This window comes from Congregibacter sp., assembly GCF_047617445.1.
Taxonomy (GTDB): Bacteria; Pseudomonadota; Gammaproteobacteria; order Pseudomonadales; family Halieaceae; genus Congregibacter.
Window position 1 is genome coordinate 20,792 of sequence record NZ_JBLGBE010000017.1, and the last position, 18,226, is coordinate 39,017.

Genomic DNA, 18,226 nt, shown 5'->3' on the forward strand with positions numbered 1-18,226 from the left:
CTCGAGGGCGGCGAACCACCCCGAAGGCAAGTCAAGTTTTTAGGGGTAGGAACACCATCAGCGACTGGAACGCGCAGCAGTACGATAGCTTTGCAACGCTACGACAACAGGCGGCCCATGATCTGCTGGCAGCCGTGCCAGCGGAGTCCATAGAAGCAATCAGCGATCTTGGCTGCGGGTCGGGGATTTCCACCGCGCTGCTCGCGCAGCGATGGCCCGACGCTGCCATTATTGGGGTCGATCAGTCTCCGGACATGCTGGCCACAGCAGCCACACGCGTACCCTCAGCCAGGTTTCTACAAGGCGATATCGCAGACTTTAGCGCCCCTGAGTCTCAGGATCTGATCTTTGCAAACGCGAGTCTGCACTGGCTTGCCGATCACAGGCAACTGTTCCCGGCGCTGGTCAATCAGCTAAGGCCCGGGGGGATGTTGGCGGTGCAAATGCCCAACACCTTGCCCGAAGCCAGTCATCGGCTGATGGGCGAGGTGGCGTCTCGTGCAGACTTTGCACAACACCTTGGCGAAATGAATACACACAGAGAAACGCTGTTAAACCCAAACGAGTATTACGACTGTCTGACCCCGAACTGCGCCGCCGTCACAATCTGGGAAACTCACTACTACCACGTACTGGATGGCCCTTCGGATATTCTTCGCTGGTTCTCAAGCACCGCTCTCAAGCCCTATCTGGATATGCTGCCGGCGCACAAACGCGAAGACTTCAGTCATCAGTATCTCAGCGAGTTGATCCGCGTCTATCCGCCACAAGCCGATGGCAAAGTCCTGCTTCGATTACCGCGACTGTTCATCGTCGCCTTTCGTTCAGCTTCATGAATCAATCGCAGATTAAGACTACCATTCGCGTCCGCAGCAGCTAATTCTTAAACAGCTTGGAAACCAACACACTATGGACAGGTCCTATCAGGAAACACTCCGCGTTCGCTTTCGAGACACCGATGCCCAGGGGCACATGTTTTTTGCCAACTATCTGGTATTCGCCGACGAAGTGACGGGCAACTTCATGAAGGAACTGGGTTTTGACTGGAGCAATCCGGACAGTCTGCCGTGCTACGTGTTTACCGCCAACGCCAGCTGCGACTACCTCCGCGAATGCCTCTGTGGAGATGATGTCAGCGTAGAGGTGGCGTACGAGCGTATCGGCAACACCAGCGCGACAGTGGGATTTTCGATGACGCGAGTCAGCGACAGCGTCGCCCTGGCCAAAGGCAGTTTCGCTCAGGTATTTGTGGACAGAAACACCCGCAAGCCCACACCGGTTCCCGATTTTCTGCGCGCGATGCTAAGCACCTCGCTCAGCGAATCAGACTAAGCACGCACCCCCGCCAATCGTGGTGACGCAGCCACCACAAGCATCATAGCCATCAGTATCAAAAGCCAGCGGGGATTCGTAGGTACACTTTGGATCTTAAAGGTGCCCCGGGGCTGTGCTGCACAGGCGGGTGTAGCCGGCGGGTAAGTCACAGTGCCGCTCCCAGTGGGGTTGAACTCCACTTCGAGGGTCATGGCCGGTATACGGTCGTCCGCAACCTGAACCCATTGACCATTGGTGAAGGCCCAGCCCGGCCAGCCGGTTCCATTGCCACTTGTGTCAACACTGGCGCCTGGCCAAAGGAGTCGACCTGAGCCCGGCTGGTTAGTGAGCTGTTCAGCAACCCGGGTACTGGCACCAAGCGTTACCCAACGAACAGTGACACTTGGGGAAGATTCACCTGCGAATCCGACTATGCTGTAGTCCACATAGGGCACGTCGTTTATACACACCGCATTCAAGCTTAAGGCCAATACGCCCGGCGCTATCTCGCCAAAGTTGTACTCAACACCAGCGTCTCCCGGACCCAGCGTGATCAGCGAAATAACGTCACTCAAGGCGTCGTCACCCTCGGGCAATCCACCCACCGTACCGCGAGTATCCTGCCCATCTGCCCAGCCACCGGGCTGCACCTCGGTCACCGTGTAGTCACCCGGCGGCAAGCCGCTGAAGCTCCAGCTGCCATCTGCGGCGGTGGTTGTCGTTACCGTGACGGGACCCGTAAGGCGTATCTCAACACCACCGATACTCGGTTCGCCTGCATCCAAGACGCCGTCATCGTTGCGATCAAAGTAAACGTTTCCGCTAATCGTCGCGGGCACGATCTCTGAGAAATTGTTGTCCGGTGAGCCACTCACTTCTGTGGCGGTGCCGGCGTTATCGCCCAACACAATGCCGGTGATCTGGCTTGTAGTCGTTGAGGGATTAGAGGCACTGCCGGGCGTTCCCGTACTCGCACCAAAGGGCGTGATCGTGCCCTCGGTCGTGATGCTGTTAAGCGTGCTGGGCGGCTGAGTAGTCTGGCAGACAGAGTAAGTCCCAGCCGGCAACTCATCAAAGAGGTAATTACCCTGTGCGTCGGTGCTCGTGGATTCGAGCAATGCGCCGGAGCAGCTGGCGCCATTGCGAAGCTCAATCGTATTCCCGGCAATTGGCGTTGAGTCACCCGCAATGAACAGGCCGTCAGGCACAGTCTGCGGATCAAGGAAGACCTTTCCGGAGATAAATCCGAGCGTGCTCAACTTCAAGGGCGCTTCTGTTGGCGTGTAGTTGGGCCCTAAGTTGCTCTGCAGGGCACCTACGGGAATGTTGTTGAGGTAGTCCCCGGGCTCAGCAGCGGTGACATCAACAGACAGTACACAACCACCCGGAGGAATCGTCGCACCACTTGCCAGAGTCACAAAACCTTCGCCAGCATTGGCAGTAAACGTTCCTGCACAGCTACCTATGTCGTCGTTAGGTGTCGCGGCTACCACCATAGCGCCCGGCAATGTGGGAAACATATCTACCAGAGCATCAGTCAAGGTGCCCGCTATATCGTTGTCATTGCCCAAGGTAATCCTCAATGTAGAGGTGCCATTGGGTGGAATAACGGGCGGATCAAAATCTTTGCTAACCGTAGGCGGCTCACTGACAACGATCTGCGCCTGGGTAGGCGGATCGTTATCTACACCTTCAAAACTCGTTACGTCACCGGCGGGGATTTCGTTGGTATACACGCCGGGTACGTTACTAAATACATCGGCTGTGACCGTACAGATTGCACCCGGACTCCCTGCTGCAGCTAACGTGGCCCCGGTGAGCGTCAACGCCCGTCCATTCCCCGCCCCGGTCACCACAGCATCGGTACAGGTAGTGGCTAAATTGGGAGTGGCAGCGAGCGTTAAACCGTCAGGCAGATTATCGGTGAACTGGACCTCGGTGAGATCAAGAGTGTTGGGGTTTTCCAGACGAATAGTTAGCGGGGCCACCACACCCGGTAGCCTTGTCGCAGTCCCCGAAGAAAACCCGCTTGGCACGGTTACATCAAGCGTTAAGGAGTCGATAGCTTTGTTAACGATGATGCGCTCGCGCACCTGCAATGTCGTTGAAGTCGGGGGATGTGACACTGGCACACCGCGAATCGTAAGGGTATCTGCAGGAATCTCATTGAGATAAGAGCCCTCAGTTGCGGCGCTAACGTTCACCTCAATAAAGCAGCTGGACGCGGCGTTCCCCACTGCCGCCGCCAGGGCGCCATTAGTTAAAGTGATACTGCTGGCGGTAGGCAGGGTAAGTACCGGGGCACCCCCGCAGTTACTGATGGGATTAGGATCTGGCGCATTGACGAGTCCTGCAGGGTAAACGTCAGTCAAGCTCACATCAGTCAATGCCTGCTCATCACCATTGAGAATTTCAATACGCAGACGCGAGACCTCGCTGGGTGAGACTACCGAGGGCGTGAACAGCTTGCTGACGCCTACGCTTCGGCTGGTGGTAAGGCTACTACTGGCACTGGTGCTTGAATTGGTCGCGCCTTGATCAGACTCAATCGCATTAAAGGGAATTCGGTTAATGATAGTTCCCACAGACAAGGACGTGATCTGCACACGTACTTCACAGGCTTGCCCCCCGGCTAATGCGGCATCCGAGAGTCTCACGCTGGAGCCCCCGGGCACTGCTGTAACAATGCCAGACGTGCAATTCGTGCTTGCTCGGGGATCGGGCGCTACCCGCATGCCATTATCGACACCCGTCGACAGGCCATCTTCGGTAAACCAGTCAACGACGGTCACGCCACTTAAAGACTGTGCGCCGTTAGTGATATTAATGGTCAGTGTTGCAGATTGCCCCGGCACAATGGCGCCAGGATTGATTTGTTTGGAAATGGAGGGCTCGGCAGGCGCTTCAAAAATAAGCGTATCAGTGATCGGCGCCGTATTGAGAATACCCTTATCAGCGACAATGTTGCCGGCCGGGATTACGTTGGTCCAATCGGCGCTGCCGGTCACAGACACATCAAACACCAGGGCACAATTTGCCTGCGCCGGTAACACCGCATCAGTAAGTGTTACTGAGCCAGCACCAGAGGAAGCACTAATTGAGAGCGATCCCGCACAAGTGGTGTAAGCATTGGCTGGGCTAGCCACAACCATGCCTGCAGGCAGAGGGTCCGTAACGGATATTCCCGTGAGCGGCTGGTTTGTGCTGCGGTTCTCCAAGACAACCGACACGGTAGATTTGCCCCCGGAACCCGCCCGATCAGGACTGAAACTTTTGTCTGCGACCAACACACTTTCATAGGTAATGTCAGCGTCGTCAGTGATGAAGCTCCCAACCGGAGAAATCAATGTGGTGGATCCGTCAGCGTTGGTTCGCTGTCCTCCGGTGACGCGCCCGGTATTGCTATACACACCGGCAGGACCGACGACATCCACCTCAATGGCACAGACTCCTGCAGAGCCATCAAAGGCGGGAACCACACCGTTATCCAATTCAAGTGATGTGGTCCCTGAAAGCGCAACGATAGATCCACCACAGCTGTTACTAATGTTTGCCGGGCTCGCGATGCGCAATTGCGCAAAAGCATTACCCACAACACTGGGCAAGTCGTCGCTAAGGGCCACACCGGACAATGATGAGGTAGCGAAGTTTCGCACCTCCAAGCGGAGCCGGGCTGCAACGCCCTCTGGCTTGGTGACGCTGTCGAGACCGTCAAAGGTTTTTTCAAACTCTATGGGTGTCCGCAACGACGTCGACACAGTGTTAGATGAGCCGCCGTTGCAAATGGCGCCCGAATTAAAACAAGCCCCGCCAGCAACCACGCTATTAGTCGTGGCGCTGGTCGCATCAGGGTCAATCATCACCCAGAACTCAATCGCACACTGACCAGGACTAGAAGGGCTCGCCCGTCCGGGTAAGCCCTGAAAACCAAAGTTCACTACCGGGTCTACGTTGGGAAGAGCGGTGACTGCTACGGTAAGCGCGTTACAAACCGCGGAATTTGCCGGGTCACTGGGATCAAAAGACACGGGCTCAAAGGATCCGCCCCGGAGCAGCGTTGAAGCATTGGTGAGTGTGTCATTCAATGTCAGGTCGTTCAGTATGGCGTCAGAGAAGTTTTGCACTGTGACCCGGTATCGCACCGGCTCTCCGGGAGCGGCATTGTTTGAAGACGGCGGATCAAAACTTCGGCTTTTCAACACCCGCAAACGATCAGCGATGATAACTGTTGCCGAAGTGTCATCTACAAACACTCCAGCGTTAGCAATATCAACATCCCGAAAGGCGAGATCAGAATCCGTATTGCCGCGTATCAGATTGGTGTAGCCCTCAGGAGTCTCGATATCCGTCACGGCTCCAGAGTATTGGACCGTAATAGAGCAGCTTCCGTTTGTGCTCCCAGCGCGCGCCGGAATCACAAAGTCGTCGAGCTGAAATCCATCGCCAGCATCCAGAACCGTTACTGTAGCTGTGCCAGAGCAGCTCGTACTGATACTGCTGGGGAGTCCATCCAACACCTGCAGACTACCCGCCTGCCCATTGGCGAGCGGATTATCAGTTAAGGAGTTAATCGTTATGGGAGTAGAGCCAGCATTCGTGAAGGTGATCATGAAGCTGTCGGACTGGCCGCTGGCAACGACAGGGTTTGCAAAGGCCTTACTGATCGCCAGGGGCGAGCGCACGGTGACATTGCGAGTGGCTGCTGAGCTCGGACGAAGACCCTGATCACTGGTGAAGGAGCTTGGCTCAATTCTGTTTTGCGCCGTGATTTCAAATGCCCCATCTGTATGCAGGCCGTTCACATCTACCTCGATGTCACAGCTGGTGCCTGCCGCGACATCAACACCACTCACTGCAACACCAACCCCGACACCGAGAGGCCCTACCATCGGTGATCCGGAGCAAGTCGTGGTCACATTGCTAAAATCCGGAGCGATGATTGCGCCGGCACTGCCGCTTTGCGGAAACACATCCTCCAGACTGACGTTAGTCAGATTAACTGCCGAAGCGCCGGTATTGTTAATGCGTATGCGTAGACGTACGCCGTCGCCACCGAGCGTAGCAGCGCTACCGCCAGGAAAAGATTTTGCGACCGATGGAACACTCGCCGAGAGCAACGTGATCGACTGCTCGCCGATTCCAGCTGCCTGCCCGGTATCGAAGAGCACGTCCGCGCCGTTAACGGTATAAGCCAAGGTTCCCGTAAGCCCGTCAAGGGAACGCGCTATTACTGGTAAGTCGACGAAACACAAGCCGGGCGCTGAGCCGGCCTGTGCCGGCACGTCGACGCCTGAAAACTCCACGTCAGTCAATCCGGGCGTGACCAACAATGTACCGCCGCAGGTACTAGTCGCTGCCCGGCTGCCGTCGATAACCAATTCTCGCGACGCAGTGCTCGGAAGAGAGCCGGTGTACCGCGCATTGATTATCGCGTTGACCGGGTCCTCATTTTGCAGCGTAATCCGCAAACTCGTTTGCTCCCCTGGAAGCACCGTTCCACTATTGGGAAGTAAATCTGGACTTGTAGTGACTGCGACAGTAAAAAAATTGTTTACCTGGGCCGATACAACGGGCGACGCTAAGGCGCCGGCGCCAAGAAACGCAGTAGCCAGCACAAGACGTAGCGCTGATCGGGGCAACAGGCTTCGGCGGCGGCTTATAGAAGCAACATTGTTATCATTCAACATTCTAATCTGAGGACCCTTATTCTTAGATACCGCACACGCCACAGTTTAAATAAAAAATTCATTTATTACAGCGTGTTATCGGACTTTCCTCGAAAAACTTTAGGTTTTAGTGTGACCGAAGTCGCGGTTTTGCTCGTTTTTTGAACAAACTTCTCAGAATTTTGTAACAAAAATACGAATTTGCGGATTTCAGTGTCTTTACGCGAGCGTCCACTGTCCATCACGAGCCATGCTAGCCTTTGTTTTTTTGTTCCTACGGCGCAGATATGAATCGAACTCTGGTCACTGGCATCGCCCTTGCGTTTGTCACAGGCTCACTGCTCACAGCATTTGCCTTAAGTCCGCAATTGCGTCAGCTGCTAAGCCCTAGCGATGCTCACGCCAACGCGGGACTGTATGCACCCAGAGACTGGCGCCGATCCTCGCCTTCAAAACTCAATATCTCTGTTTTCGCCTTTAGCGACCGTAATCGCAATGGGGTCTATGACACCGCAGACAAGCCCCTCAATCGCATTGCCGTGAGGCTAACGCGCCCTGATGGCAGCACGCGTGTCGAGCGCTCAAATATCAATGGCTTTGCCAACTTCAGCATGCAGCACGAGGGTGAAGACGCAGACATTACCCAAACCGAACAGGACTACCAGTTCGAACTGCTGGCTCCCCCTGGCTGGGATGTCACCACTGAGAACGCGATCCAGGCCTCGAGTTTTCGTGCGATTCGCGGCGCGATAGCCGGACTGGGAGCGAACAAGCCCCCGGCCGTTGTCGGCCTTGCCCCAGCGTCTGGCGCAAGCGGAGATATCGAACGCGGCTATGCCCCGATTGTGTCAGGCAAAGCCGTAGCTCCGCTCAAAGTACGCGACACAGAGCCAAGCACCGTCACCGTGGGCTTTGACGATATTGATCGCTCGCCCATCGAGAAAATCGCGTCGGGCTACGCCGGGCTGGACTGGGACTACCTTCTGGCCGTGAACAACCAGTTCTACAAAGGCCCGGGGTATGTGAATGGTCTAATGAGCGGTTCAATGGTGGCCTACAACAGCTCAGGCCACCCGGTCACTATTCGCGCGTTGGCACCGGGCAGCTACTTTGATTTTGTGGGTGGGTACTTTTCGGTCGCCTGGCACAACGCCGAAGGAGAGACGCTACATATCAAAGCCTGGCGTGGGGACGAGCTCGTTGCACAGGACAAGCTGACACTTAGCCACCTGACGCCGACCTATTTTCAGGCCGACTATCAGGACATCACCCGCCTGCAGTTCGAAACCGAACACTACTGGCAGTTCGTAGTGGACGACCTGCGGTTTCGCTTACCTTAGCTCTGCAGGATCTTCCCTGACTTCCGCTATCCGTTTAGAACGGAATCAGCGTGTAGCCTTCTTTTTGCAGACGCACGTGGGCTGTCATAGCTGACATCGACATAGTCACGGTAGAACTAAACTCCTCGGTCGCCATACCCCGAAAAGCCGCCGTCTGACTGCAAAGATAAATAGGCACATTCGCCGCGTTCAGCTCTTTGAGTAATTGGGAGTTCGGGTTGGGTTCGTTATACCGGGCCTGATACGCCTCATCGGTCAAAAGATCCTTGGCCGCCTTGCCATGAACAATCAGCGCAAACTCGATGTTGTCCGTCGGTATGCCATTTTGCGCATGCATATTCAGGAAACGTGCCGCGGACACAAGGTGTCGATTCTGCTCATCAGGAAAATCCGGCGTCGTGTTCATGTCCATGGAGACCTTGTAATGCACGTCCGGGTCGAGATTGTAAGAGCCGGGAGGGGGCGCCATCACAGGACCAAAACTTGGAATCACAGGCCCTATCTCGGGTTCCGCTGCCCAGGCCGTATTGAGCGTCAACGTTGCCGCCGCAAAGGCTGTCACCGCAGCTACATGTCTTAGGGAATACCGCATGAAAAACTCCTGATTCAATCGACTCTATCAAATGTCTGTATCGACGCTTCGGCGACTGGTAAGGGCCGCCATCTAGTACGTACAATTATGTTCATTAAGGAGTATCTGCGATGTTTCTGTTGAAAACCAGCACCTGCCTTTCCGCCATCCTGCGGTCCCTGGCCTTGATCCTATTCTGCTTGGGAAGCGCAGAACTCAGGGCAGAGATGATCCAGCTTAATGATCGTCAGCCTTCACTTTCCGGTCGTCTTGCGCGCAGCAGCGCCTGGCCCCAAGGCGATGTAGCAATGATCCTTCACGGGACCTTGTCGCATCGCGACACCGAGATCATTCAGTCGCTGGAGTCACTGTTGGGCGACGAGGGAGTAAGCACCCTGGCCATAAACTTGAGCCTGGGTATCGATAACCGCACACAGGCGCTGCCCTGCGACAGTCCTCACCGGCATCGTGAAAGCGACGCCAGTATTGAACTAGCCCGCTGGTCTGCCTGGCTTGCCACTCAGGGCGTGCGCAAGTTCACTGTTGTCGGGCATTCCCGGGGCGCAAATCAAATCGCCCGCTATGTGCTTGAAACCGCTGATCCGCTAGTAGCTCGCTCAGTACTTATTGCACCGCCGCAATGGTCCTCACAAAAGGCCCGGGACGCCTATGCGGATCGCCATGGACAGTCTCTTGCCAAGCTTGTTGCTCAAGCCAGACAACAGGTCGCCAGCGGCAATGGCGATGCACTCCTTCCCGGACCACTGGGTCTCCTGTATTGCCAGGACACTCGTGCCACGGCGAGCAGCTTCCTGTCCTACTACGAAGACGACCCACGGCGAGACACCCCCACGTTGCTTGGGGGGCTCTTGCAGCCCATCCTTGTCATTGCTGGTAGCGAAGACACTGTCGCTGCCGGACTCCCCGCCGCTATGGCCGAGGGTGCACCGAACGTTGTTCTGGAAGAAATCGACGGGGCCGATCATTTTTTTCGCGATCTTTACGCCGATGAGCTGGTAGAGATCACGGTAGACTTCATGCACAGCAGTAAGCAGCCACAGCCCTAGGGGGTGCCCATGATTCTTTTCGGCAAGTCAGCTTGGCAACCAAGGTGGCCTCGGCTCGCGCTGGCGCTACTGGCCCTACTCTCAATAAGCGGTCATGCCTGGACGCAAACCCTGCCAAAACCCCAAGTCGTTGGCTCATCCTGGGTCTACAGCACCCCCGGGCTTTACCACAATGTTCGAGATGATCTTGTGCAGGCGATCGAAGATGAGGGACTGGTCATCTCTTACACCGCGCACCTGGCGAGCATGTTGCGACGCACCGCTAACGCCACGGGAGCAAGCACCCAAGTTTATGACAACGCCGAATCACTACTGTTTTGCAGCTCTGAGCTAACCTACGAGCTTACGCTGAACAACCCGCACAACATCACGCTCTGCCCCTACAGTATCTCGATCTATTCGCTCAGTGCCGATCCGGACAATGTGCTTTTAAGCATACGAGCCCCGGAACTGGAGCAGGCTGATTACGCCGCCGTGCACCAGCTACTGGAACAAATTATTGCGGCCACACTGACCTGGTGATTAGCGAGCCCCGCGGGGCGAGGGCTCAAGACAGCTTGCCGCGGTAATCAGCAAGCCCGGGATTAGAGCTCACGTTCATCAGGGTGGGTGACTCCAGGCGTTCTATACGCACCGTTTTTTGCGATCGCAGATGCCGCGCCACAACCTCCCACACCGGCTCACCGGTAGACTGAGAGCCCACCGTGGCCCAGCCCGCGACCTTGTAAGACGCGTTGTCCTGCATGCGCTTACCGTTGGCCAGGGTCATATCGGACACCCGAGACCCCATCGCCGCCAGGGGGTTGAGCCGATAGTTAAAGCCCCCGGTACGCACCATATCGCCGCCCTGCTGGTAATAGGGGTCGGTGTTAAAGAGATTGTCAGCCACGCTCTCCAGAATCGTACGCAGTTCTGCACCACTCATCTGGCGAACATAGGTCTCGGGATAGGTCATGCAGGTCTGGTCGAGCAGACGATCCATGGTGATCGCTTCGCCAGGCATCACGGTGGTGCCCCAGCGGAAGCCCGGTGATAGCGCTATCTGCGTATCCAGCTCCTGCCTCATGGCATCAACGATCAACTGATCAAAGCTGCCATTGAAATTGCCACGGCGATAGAGCAATGAGTCTGCGACTGCCAGCTCTTCGTCCAGCACCTCTCGATAAGGCGCTCGCACCGCATCAATATGTGCCTGCATAGCAGTATTAGGCGCAAGCAAATCAGAAAACACCGGCAACAACCGATATCGATAATCACTCACGCCGCTGGCCCCAAAATCCAGATCCAGCACCGCAACAAATTTTCCGTTGCTCCCCGCATTGGTAACCACGGTCTTACCGCCACTGTTCTCCACTTCGATAGGCCGGGGCATGCCATCATGGGTGTGCCCACCCAGAATAAAGTCGATACCCGACACGCGACTCGCAAGCTTCAAGTCCACATCAATGCCGTTGTGCGACAGCAAGATCACGGCGTCAGGCTTTTCCTCGGCGCGAATCGTGTCTACCAGCTGGCTCAGCTCCGCATCGCGAATGCCGAAGGTCCAGTTGGGAATAAAGCGCTTGGGATTAGCGATGGGTGTGTAAGGAAAAGCCTGACCAATCACCGCGACCCGATGCGCCTTGAGCTCGCGCATGGTGTAAGGCTTGAACACATGACCGGTGTCCTCGTCATACATAGGAACGCCATCAAACAAGGCATCCTCGGTGGCATAGGTGTTATGGGCGAGAAACTCACCATTAAAGGCCTTGATGTTCTCGAGAATTTCTTCTTCGTGATAGGTGAACTCCCAGTGCCCGGTCATGATGTCGACACCCAGAAGATTCGTCGCCTCGACCATGTCCCGACCCCGGGTCCACAGCGCCGTGCCCGAGCCCTGCCAGGTGTCACCACCATCGAGCAAAAGGCTGCTGCCGTCGGGCACTTCACCGCGCAACCGGTCGACCAATGTCTTAAGGTGAGCAAAACCACCCACGCGACCGAATTTCTCGGCAGCCTGCACAAAATCGAGGTAGGTGAAGGCATGCGCATCCCGCGCAGAAATATTGCCAAGCTCTTTCAGTAGATTGTGTCCCACAACATGGGGCCAGCGTCCCAGAGCCTCACCCAATCCGATGTTGACGTTGGGCTCGCGGAAATAAATGGGTTGTAGCTGCGCATGACAATCGGTCATATGCAGTATGCGGGCGCTGCCAAAGGCCTCAAGATCATAGAGGGCCCGAGCGCTTGCCTGAATGCTCCCGGCGTAAGCACCGGTGCCGGCAACAGCCGCGCCTTGCAACAGTAGTTGGACAAATTCTCGTCGATTCACGGCCGATTCCTCACAAGGTCTGGGACCAGGAGCTCGGTGCCCGATTTATTTACCTGCTCACTCACCAACCACACGCGCCTGCCAGGCACCCTTTTCAGTCTGCGCCTGTTTGAGCGCCTGCTCTGCAGTGAGCAGCGCGCGGTCTGCCAGTGCCTGAGCACCCTCGGTGTCACCGGCCGCCAGGGCTGCTCTGGCTTCTTCTATTAGAGGCTCCGTCACCGACCATCCGTGCTCCTGCGCCAGGGCCTCCTGATGCAGGGCTGTTGCGCGCTCCAGGGTATCGACGGGATCGGCAAAGACTGCCGCGGCGCTCAGTGAAAGCGACAGTAAGAGACTCTTCGTTATCGTTTTTTTCATCGAAACCTCTTCGCTATTTGCGCGATGCAGGGCCATTCAGGGCCATTCCGTTACTCATGTAGGTCAGGAAATATTCCAGGTTTCTGTAGGACTCACTTTGAGCCTCCAGAGGTATCGCTCGCACCTGGGAATTACATTCGATAAATCGCTTGTGCAAGGGACCCACCTCTTTCCACTTCAGGCGATACACCGGCCAATGCGTGGCATGACCCAGCGCCGCGCTCAATCGCTCAGCGCGTAGGGCGTTACCCGCCATGCTTACGTGGCAACCGCTGCAGGCGAAATTGAGCTGCCCTCTGCGCGTATAGAAAAACTCTTTCCCATCTTCGTAGGCCGCCTGCGCCCGAGGATCCTCAGGCACCTCGATGGCAAAGCGCTCGCCCCGGGACTCATAGGCAATAAACGCCATGAGAGCGCTCATCTGGGGTCCGAGATAATCCCAGGGCTCATCACCAGCAGCTTCCCGGCAGCTATTGATTCGCTGCTCCAGAGTCTCGACTTTTCCGCTCGCCGGATCAAACCTGGGATAGTGATGCTTAACAACGGGGGCGTCATCACCGAAACATTCCGCGTAGCTGCTCCCGTCTGCCAACGGCTCATCGTAGCTATCAGCACCATCATCAATGGCTATCTCGTAAGGTGGGAAATCTTCCATCTCCAGCCACTGCGCTCGCTTGTCCGCATCGAGGGCGTAAGCGCCATCGACATGTGCATCCAGCTCAATCCCCGGGAATCGTTGTTCATAAAAAGCCCGAAGCGCGTTGCGATCCTCTTCGGGACCGGCGATGGCCGCGGCACTGATCGCAAAAATCAGTGCCGGGTAAATCCTATGACTCAGCGTGCGCAGCATAGATAGCGTCCTCGTTTTTTACAGGGTGAGCTCGCCGGAGGAACTATTTCCAAGATTATCCTTCCAGCTAACCTCAATAACGTCGCCTTCCTTGGCATTACCCACAACAAATCCAAAATAAGGGTCTTTGGACACCGAAGCGCCCCAGTCGGCGGTGATAAAGACTTCGCCGTTTTGCGTGCAGGTCACTGTCTCGATGTAATGCGCGGGAATTTTTTTGTCATCAAGATCTTTGCGTACGCCGGTCTCCATGGGATGCGGCATGAGGCACTTAACCGCAGCTGTATCGCCTGTGAGGCGCCCACGAATTTTGATTGGTTTTACGTCCATGATCGATTCTCCGTCGGGTGCTCGTTCAACCGCCGCAACCGCCAAGGGTCACCTTGACGTTCTTGGTGGATACATAGAGTGCATCGGCAGTTTCTATAACCGCGCGCACGTCGGAGCTCTCGCCCATTTTGATCCGCGTTTTAAATTCGGCAACAGCGCCTGGCATAAAGTGAAACCGCGCTGAAAGCGGATTAGGATTCGCATCCACCAGCAGTGAGATGGACTTCACTCCCTCCATCTCAGTACTCACCGTCACTGGAACGATGGATCCGTCTTCAGCGATGTTCGGCACCTTGAACTCAAAGCTGTCGTCTACGGTCATAGGCTTGTCGCCAAACAAGGCTTTGATGGCCTCGTCTGTATTAACCGCCGCAAAGGCTTTGTCATTGCGGGCAAATACGCGCAACGGGATGGTCGCGAGGGCCGCAAAAACCAGCAGTGCCTGGCCGAAGCGACGTCGTGTCAGTGTTCCCGGCATGGGATGCTCCTGTTTACTTATAGTGAATGGATGTAATCGACCACGAGCTCCAGCTCGCGAGCGGTAAGAATGCCGTGCGCGCCATAGGGGGGCATCACGGTGTTGGGATTTCGAACACGCGGATCGGCGATCTGTGCTTTTAGCACCTCGCGATCCGGGAAGCGTAGCTGCATCTGTATCAGCGGCGGCCCACCATTCCCGGTCATCTCGGCGCCGTCGGCCATGTGACAGGAATAACAGTTACCGCGATTTCGATCAGCGGCGATCTCTCGCCCCTCGACAATAGACGGCGACTCAGCGGCCTGCGTAGCGGCTGCAGTCATAGCCAAAGCCAGCATCGGCAGGTATCGCATCGGACGTAATCGCTCGGCACTCATGGACCGGTCCCTCATTGACTCTGCTCCACAATATAGTCCACCGCCAGGTTTACCTCACTGTTCGGCAGATTCACGAAACCACCTTTGGGAGGCATGATGCCGTCTTCGCCGGAATACCCTTCAATGGCGTGTTGGTACAAAACGTCCATTCCCTGATCGAGTCGTGAGGCCCAGGCATCTGCATCGCCCATCATCGGCGCGCCGCCAATACCGCCCGCATGACATAAGGCACAGTGGCGCTCGTAAACCCCACTGCCCATTACCGTCGTCACGACGCCGTCTTCCTGAGCGTCACCCTGGCTATACAGCGCATCGGGGCCGCCCTCTGCAACGTAGGCCGCCGCTTCCGAGGCAACGATCACCTCATCAGGATTCTTGCAGCGCTTCATACACCGCTTGTTGCGCGTGTCGGGACGTTCATCGGGAATAAAATTGTCTTCGTTGGGCAAACGTATACTGGCGAGATTGTCGCGAGTCAGTACAAAGTCATAATCCACAATGTCATTCAGATGCAGCACATAAGCGGTAATCGCATAGACCTCATCATCAGTTAGAGACTCGGGCTGAGTGAAAGGCATCGCACGGTGTATGTAGTCCCAAAGCGTACTTGTGTAACGCCAGTAGCTGCCCACCGTCTTTTTGGGACGCGGATCAGTCAGGCTTCCATCGCCTCCTGCCAGCGCTGGGTAACCGCCGACGCTCTCACCGAAGGAGCCGTGGCACAGCGCACATTTTTCTTCGTAGAGCTCCTCGCCGTCTTCTACAGAACCTTCCCCGGGCGGTAAGCCTTGTCCGTCGGGACGCACATCAATATCCCAGCCAGCAATTTGCTCGGCGCTGGCGGGGCTGCCATAACCAAAACGGGCTTGCTCGGCGGCGAACAGCGTAGGCGTTGCAAAGACGCTGGCACCCAAAGCGACAGCAATAAAGTAATTACGCAAGCTGGGCATTGACCACACTCCCATCGCCGTTGAGTTTCCAGGTGTGGATAGCGTTCTTGTGATAAATCGATGAGGAACCTCGAGCATCGCGCAGCTGACGATAGGTAGGCTGCACATAGTCGGTTTCATCCACGGCACGACTTTGGAGTAGCGCGGGATTACCATTCCAGTCCCATTCAACGCCAAAGCGTGTCAAAGCTCGGGGCTCAACAATGCTGGTAAAGCGCGCTTCGCGCCAGCTCACACCGCCGTCAAAGGACACGTCGACGTGTTTGATGCGTCCGCGGCCGGACCAGGCGAGTCCCTCCACCCAAAGCTTGCCGGGCTTAGTCAGGGGCTTCTCGGGGCAGGGGTTGGTCAAAACGGAGTTCGCCTCCTGCACAAACGTGAACTCCCGCGCTTTTCCGCTGGGCAGCAAGTCCGTGTATTTGGAGGTCTCTTCGCGGTGGTACCAGGGTTTATCGCCAATCTCTAAGCGTCGCAGCCACTTCACACAGGTGTTGCCTTCCCAGCCGGGATTGATAAGGCGCACGGGATAGCCTTGCTCCGGGCGCAAAGCCTCACCATTTTGTGCGTACACGATGAGTGCGTCGTCCATGGCCTTCTCCATGGGAATGCTGCGACTCATATGCGATCCGTCACTGCCTTCGGCGAGAATCCACTTCGCGCCTTTTTGTACACCGCACTCCTGTAGGAGCGTAGACAAGAGCACCCCCGTCCACTCGCAGCAGGACAGCATGCCGTGAGAAAACTGCAGTCGATCCATCTGTGCTACACGCCACTCCATGCCACCGTTGGCCGGACATTCCAAAAATCGAATCATGCTCACCGAAGGGAATCGCATGAGATCTTCCATACTAAATATCAGCGGACGATCGACCATGCCGTGAATCATCAAACGATGCTGGCTGGGGTCAACATCGGGCAATCCCGCGTGATAGCGCTCAAACACCACGCCGCTGGGCGTAATGATGCCCTTGAGATCCGCTAGAGGCGTAAAACTCACCGAGGCCATTTTGTCAGCGGTCAGCCACTCTACCGTGCGCCGCTGCAAATCCGCCTCATGGGGAGAGGGCATGCCGTAAGGATTGGTATTGACGGCGGAGCCAAGACTCCCGGTCCAGGACGGAATGCCGGGGGGCATTGCCTGCGCTGCAGTGCCCGAAGCGGCACTGGCCAGTCCTGCGCCACCGAGCAGCGCGAGGCCATTTTTCAAAAAATGGCGTCTCTCGGCGCCGTTCAGCTGTCCAGCAGATTCCGCGACTGATCGAAGCAGTTGATCCAGCTGCTGTTGTTTTTGCATTATGGCTTCCTTCTTATTAGTTGCTGCAAGCCAGACAGTAGTAGACTCACGAACGCATACACATGCGTTAATATATTATAAATTTCTCATATAACAAACCCGGAATGTTATGGACCTCGAAAAAATGCAGAGCTCCGCCTCCGATGTCAGCGATTTGCTGAAGCTTTTGGGGCACCCAGACAGGCTAATGGTCCTCTGTCAGTTAAAATTCGGGGAACAGTCTGTAGGTGAGCTATGCCGCAATCTTGGCGTCAAACAATCGCCGCTCTCTCAACACCTTGCGCGCATGCGCCATGAAGGCGTGGTCGCCAGTCGCCGGGATGCTCAAACCATGTATTACTCGATCACCGATGACAAAATAGCTCAGGTTATTGGTGTGCTTTATGACCTTTACTGCGCGGATGACGAAAACTAAAGCCTCCATTTGGGCGTGGCTTTAGACCGCGTCACTGGCTATCGAGACCCAATACGACCCAAGCAAATCGCAATTAGTCGTTTACAGCGAGCAAATACGCTATTTGCGGGTGGCGCCATCGCGACCGCACTCTTTATTTCCGGCAATGCTGCAGCCACGAACGGGTATTTCACCCATGGCATCGGCACCCACAACAAAGCCTAGGCAGGATCCGGCACGGCTTCACCAGAGCAGTCTATTGATGCCGCCGGCGTGCTCGTGGGCGACCGACTGGATGTCGGTATTGCTATTTTCTCGCCCCGGCGCAGCTACAACGCCACAGATAGCCCGATCAACGGCCAATTCGGCGCCTTCACAATCAATGCCGACGATGTAGAGAGCGGCAGCGAATACTTCCCCATACCTTACATCGGCAAGAGCTGGGCTCTGGAAAAGGCTCCATGCCCGAACTTTGGAAGGCAACTTTTGGCCCCTCTCAGACAACGCGCTACGTAGCATCGTTTTTTGGCGGTGTGCTCCTACTATTCGGGGCGCGACTCGCAGGTGACTGTACCAGCGGCCACCTGATTAGTGGCATCTCACAACTGGCACTCAGTTCCTTCATCTTTGGCATTGGCTGGGCGATCGCCGGCTACTGCCCTGGGACCTGTGTTGTTGGCAGTGCCGGAGGCAAAAAAGACGCCATTTTCACCCTCCTGGTTGCTCTTGCCGGTGCCTTCCTGTTCTCTCTGGCGCTCCCTTTTCTGGAGTCCACGCTTATCCAGCCGGCTAATTTTGGCGCGGAAACGCTTGAGTCGATTCTAGGGAGCAATGGCATCTACATCGCCCTGCCCTTTAGCATTGCGATGCTTTTCATTGCTTTTTTTGTTCTCAAAGATCGCTACGAGTAGAAACCTGTGGGCGCTA

Annotated in this window: 18 protein-coding genes; 8 read left to right on the plus strand and 10 right to left on the minus strand. The window is 56.0% G+C overall.

The features are described 5' to 3' along the window. Positions 1-56: 56 nt before the first annotated feature. Both tam and ACI9KD_RS06140 read left to right on the plus strand, forming a co-directional pair. On the plus strand, positions 57-836 hold the full coding sequence (gene tam, locus ACI9KD_RS06135; RefSeq protein ID WP_414980307.1) for a trans-aconitate 2-methyltransferase: 780 nt from the start codon (positions 57-59) through the stop codon (positions 834-836). 73 nt (positions 837-909) lie between these two features. Further along, the gene (locus tag ACI9KD_RS06140; protein ID WP_414980278.1) at positions 910-1,332 is read left to right on the plus strand and encodes an acyl-CoA thioesterase; all 423 of its coding nucleotides are present in this window, start codon (positions 910-912) and stop codon (positions 1,330-1,332) included. Here the strand turns inward: ACI9KD_RS06140 and ACI9KD_RS06145 are convergent. Beyond that, entirely contained in the window at positions 1,329-7,001 is a 5,673-nt protein-coding gene (locus ACI9KD_RS06145; protein WP_414980279.1) for an SdrD B-like domain-containing protein, read from the minus strand. The genes ACI9KD_RS06140 and ACI9KD_RS06145 overlap by 4 nt on opposite strands. A 266-nt stretch (positions 7,002-7,267) precedes the next feature. Here ACI9KD_RS06145 and ACI9KD_RS06150 point away from each other — a divergent pair, with 266 nt between their 5' ends. Next, positions 7,268-8,320: a hypothetical protein gene (locus ACI9KD_RS06150; protein ID WP_414980280.1), complete on the plus strand. Its 1,053-nt coding sequence runs from the start codon at positions 7,268-7,270 to the stop codon at positions 8,318-8,320. A 34-nt stretch (positions 8,321-8,354) separates the two neighbouring features. On the opposite strand, the gene ACI9KD_RS06155 is transcribed toward ACI9KD_RS06150, so the two are convergent. Beyond that, positions 8,355-8,912, minus strand: a complete 558-nt coding sequence (locus ACI9KD_RS06155; protein WP_414980281.1) for a DsrE family protein — start codon at positions 8,910-8,912, stop codon at positions 8,355-8,357. Between the two features lie 110 nt (positions 8,913-9,022). Here ACI9KD_RS06155 and ACI9KD_RS06160 point away from each other — a divergent pair, with 110 nt between their 5' ends. Both ACI9KD_RS06160 and ACI9KD_RS06165 read left to right on the plus strand, forming a co-directional pair. Further along, positions 9,023-9,958, plus strand: a complete 936-nt coding sequence (locus tag ACI9KD_RS06160) for an alpha/beta fold hydrolase (RefSeq protein WP_414980282.1) — start codon at positions 9,023-9,025, stop codon at positions 9,956-9,958. Positions 9,959-9,967: 9 nt separating this feature from the next. Then, entirely contained in the window at positions 9,968-10,480 is a 513-nt protein-coding gene (locus tag ACI9KD_RS06165) for a hypothetical protein (RefSeq protein ID WP_414980283.1), read from the plus strand. 25 nt (positions 10,481-10,505) lie between these two features. On the opposite strand, the gene soxB is transcribed toward ACI9KD_RS06165, so the two are convergent. From soxB to soxC, 8 genes are read right to left on the minus strand one after another with little or no spacing between them, the layout of a single operon-like run. Further along, on the minus strand, positions 10,506-12,269 hold the full coding sequence (soxB, locus tag ACI9KD_RS06170; protein ID WP_414980284.1) for a thiosulfohydrolase SoxB: 1,764 nt from the start codon (positions 12,267-12,269) through the stop codon (positions 10,506-10,508). Between the two features lie 57 nt (positions 12,270-12,326). Next, positions 12,327-12,626, minus strand: a complete 300-nt coding sequence (locus ACI9KD_RS06175; protein ID WP_414980285.1) for a hypothetical protein — start codon at positions 12,624-12,626, stop codon at positions 12,327-12,329. 13 nt (positions 12,627-12,639) lie between these two features. Beyond that, entirely contained in the window at positions 12,640-13,476 is an 837-nt protein-coding gene (soxA, locus tag ACI9KD_RS06180) for a sulfur oxidation c-type cytochrome SoxA (RefSeq protein WP_414980286.1), read from the minus strand. Between the two features lie 18 nt (positions 13,477-13,494). After that, positions 13,495-13,806: a thiosulfate oxidation carrier complex protein SoxZ gene (soxZ, locus tag ACI9KD_RS06185; protein ID WP_414980287.1), complete on the minus strand. Its 312-nt coding sequence runs from the start codon at positions 13,804-13,806 to the stop codon at positions 13,495-13,497. Between the two features lie 25 nt (positions 13,807-13,831). Continuing rightward, positions 13,832-14,284 (minus strand): thiosulfate oxidation carrier protein SoxY, encoded by a 453-nt coding sequence (soxY, locus tag ACI9KD_RS06190; protein WP_414980288.1) that lies wholly within the window; start codon positions 14,282-14,284, stop codon positions 13,832-13,834. A gap of 17 nt (positions 14,285-14,301) precedes the next feature. After that, positions 14,302-14,661 (minus strand): sulfur oxidation c-type cytochrome SoxX, encoded by a 360-nt coding sequence (soxX, locus tag ACI9KD_RS06195; protein WP_414980289.1) that lies wholly within the window; start codon positions 14,659-14,661, stop codon positions 14,302-14,304. Between the two features lie 11 nt (positions 14,662-14,672). Beyond that, on the minus strand, positions 14,673-15,611 hold the full coding sequence (locus ACI9KD_RS06200; protein WP_414980290.1) for a c-type cytochrome: 939 nt from the start codon (positions 15,609-15,611) through the stop codon (positions 14,673-14,675). Next, on the minus strand, positions 15,595-16,905 hold the full coding sequence (gene soxC, locus ACI9KD_RS06205) for a sulfite dehydrogenase (protein ID WP_414980291.1): 1,311 nt from the start codon (positions 16,903-16,905) through the stop codon (positions 15,595-15,597). Before soxC ends, ACI9KD_RS06200 begins: the two co-directional genes overlap by 17 nt. A gap of 124 nt (positions 16,906-17,029) precedes the next feature. Here soxC and ACI9KD_RS06210 point away from each other — a divergent pair, with 124 nt between their 5' ends. From ACI9KD_RS06210 to ACI9KD_RS06220, 3 genes are all read left to right on the plus strand, one after another. After that, the gene (locus ACI9KD_RS06210) at positions 17,030-17,320 is read left to right on the plus strand and encodes an ArsR/SmtB family transcription factor (protein WP_414980292.1); all 291 of its coding nucleotides are present in this window, start codon (positions 17,030-17,032) and stop codon (positions 17,318-17,320) included. Positions 17,321-17,335: 15 nt separating this feature from the next. Next, a complete protein-coding gene (locus tag ACI9KD_RS06215; RefSeq protein ID WP_414980293.1) occupies positions 17,336-17,524 on the plus strand; it encodes a hypothetical protein in 189 nt (62 codons plus the stop codon). 236 nt (positions 17,525-17,760) lie between these two features. Then, positions 17,761-18,210: a DUF6691 family protein gene (locus ACI9KD_RS06220; protein ID WP_414980294.1), complete on the plus strand. Its 450-nt coding sequence runs from the start codon at positions 17,761-17,763 to the stop codon at positions 18,208-18,210. Positions 18,211-18,226: the final 16 nt, after the last annotated feature.

What these genes read in the sequence shown, in the direction of transcription:
- ACI9KD_RS06140 (WP_414980278.1), top strand. Translation starts at nt 910, where the DNA reads ATGGACAGGTCCTATCAGGAAACACTCCGCGTTCGCTTTCGAGACACC.
- ACI9KD_RS06145 (WP_414980279.1), bottom strand. Translation starts at nt 7,001, where the DNA reads ATGTTGAATGATAACAATGTTGCTTCTATAAGCCGCCGCCGAAGCCTG.
- ACI9KD_RS06150 (WP_414980280.1), top strand. Translation starts at nt 7,268, where the DNA reads ATGAATCGAACTCTGGTCACTGGCATCGCCCTTGCGTTTGTCACAGGC.
- ACI9KD_RS06155 (WP_414980281.1), bottom strand. Translation starts at nt 8,912, where the DNA reads ATGCGGTATTCCCTAAGACATGTAGCTGCGGTGACAGCCTTTGCGGCG.
- ACI9KD_RS06160 (WP_414980282.1), top strand. Translation starts at nt 9,023, where the DNA reads ATGTTTCTGTTGAAAACCAGCACCTGCCTTTCCGCCATCCTGCGGTCC.
- ACI9KD_RS06165 (WP_414980283.1), top strand. Translation starts at nt 9,968, where the DNA reads ATGATTCTTTTCGGCAAGTCAGCTTGGCAACCAAGGTGGCCTCGGCTC.
- ACI9KD_RS06175 (WP_414980285.1), bottom strand. Translation starts at nt 12,626, where the DNA reads ATGAAAAAAACGATAACGAAGAGTCTCTTACTGTCGCTTTCACTGAGC.
- soxA (WP_414980286.1), bottom strand. Translation starts at nt 13,476, where the DNA reads ATGCTGCGCACGCTGAGTCATAGGATTTACCCGGCACTGATTTTTGCG.
- soxZ (WP_414980287.1), bottom strand. Translation starts at nt 13,806, where the DNA reads ATGGACGTAAAACCAATCAAAATTCGTGGGCGCCTCACAGGCGATACA.
- soxY (WP_414980288.1), bottom strand. Translation starts at nt 14,284, where the DNA reads ATGCCGGGAACACTGACACGACGTCGCTTCGGCCAGGCACTGCTGGTT.
- soxX (WP_414980289.1), bottom strand. Translation starts at nt 14,661, where the DNA reads ATGAGTGCCGAGCGATTACGTCCGATGCGATACCTGCCGATGCTGGCT.
- ACI9KD_RS06200 (WP_414980290.1), bottom strand. Translation starts at nt 15,611, where the DNA reads ATGCCCAGCTTGCGTAATTACTTTATTGCTGTCGCTTTGGGTGCCAGC.
- soxC (WP_414980291.1), bottom strand. Translation starts at nt 16,905, where the DNA reads ATGCAAAAACAACAGCAGCTGGATCAACTGCTTCGATCAGTCGCGGAA.
- ACI9KD_RS06210 (WP_414980292.1), top strand. Translation starts at nt 17,030, where the DNA reads ATGCAGAGCTCCGCCTCCGATGTCAGCGATTTGCTGAAGCTTTTGGGG.
- ACI9KD_RS06220 (WP_414980294.1), top strand. Translation starts at nt 17,761, where the DNA reads ATGCCCGAACTTTGGAAGGCAACTTTTGGCCCCTCTCAGACAACGCGC.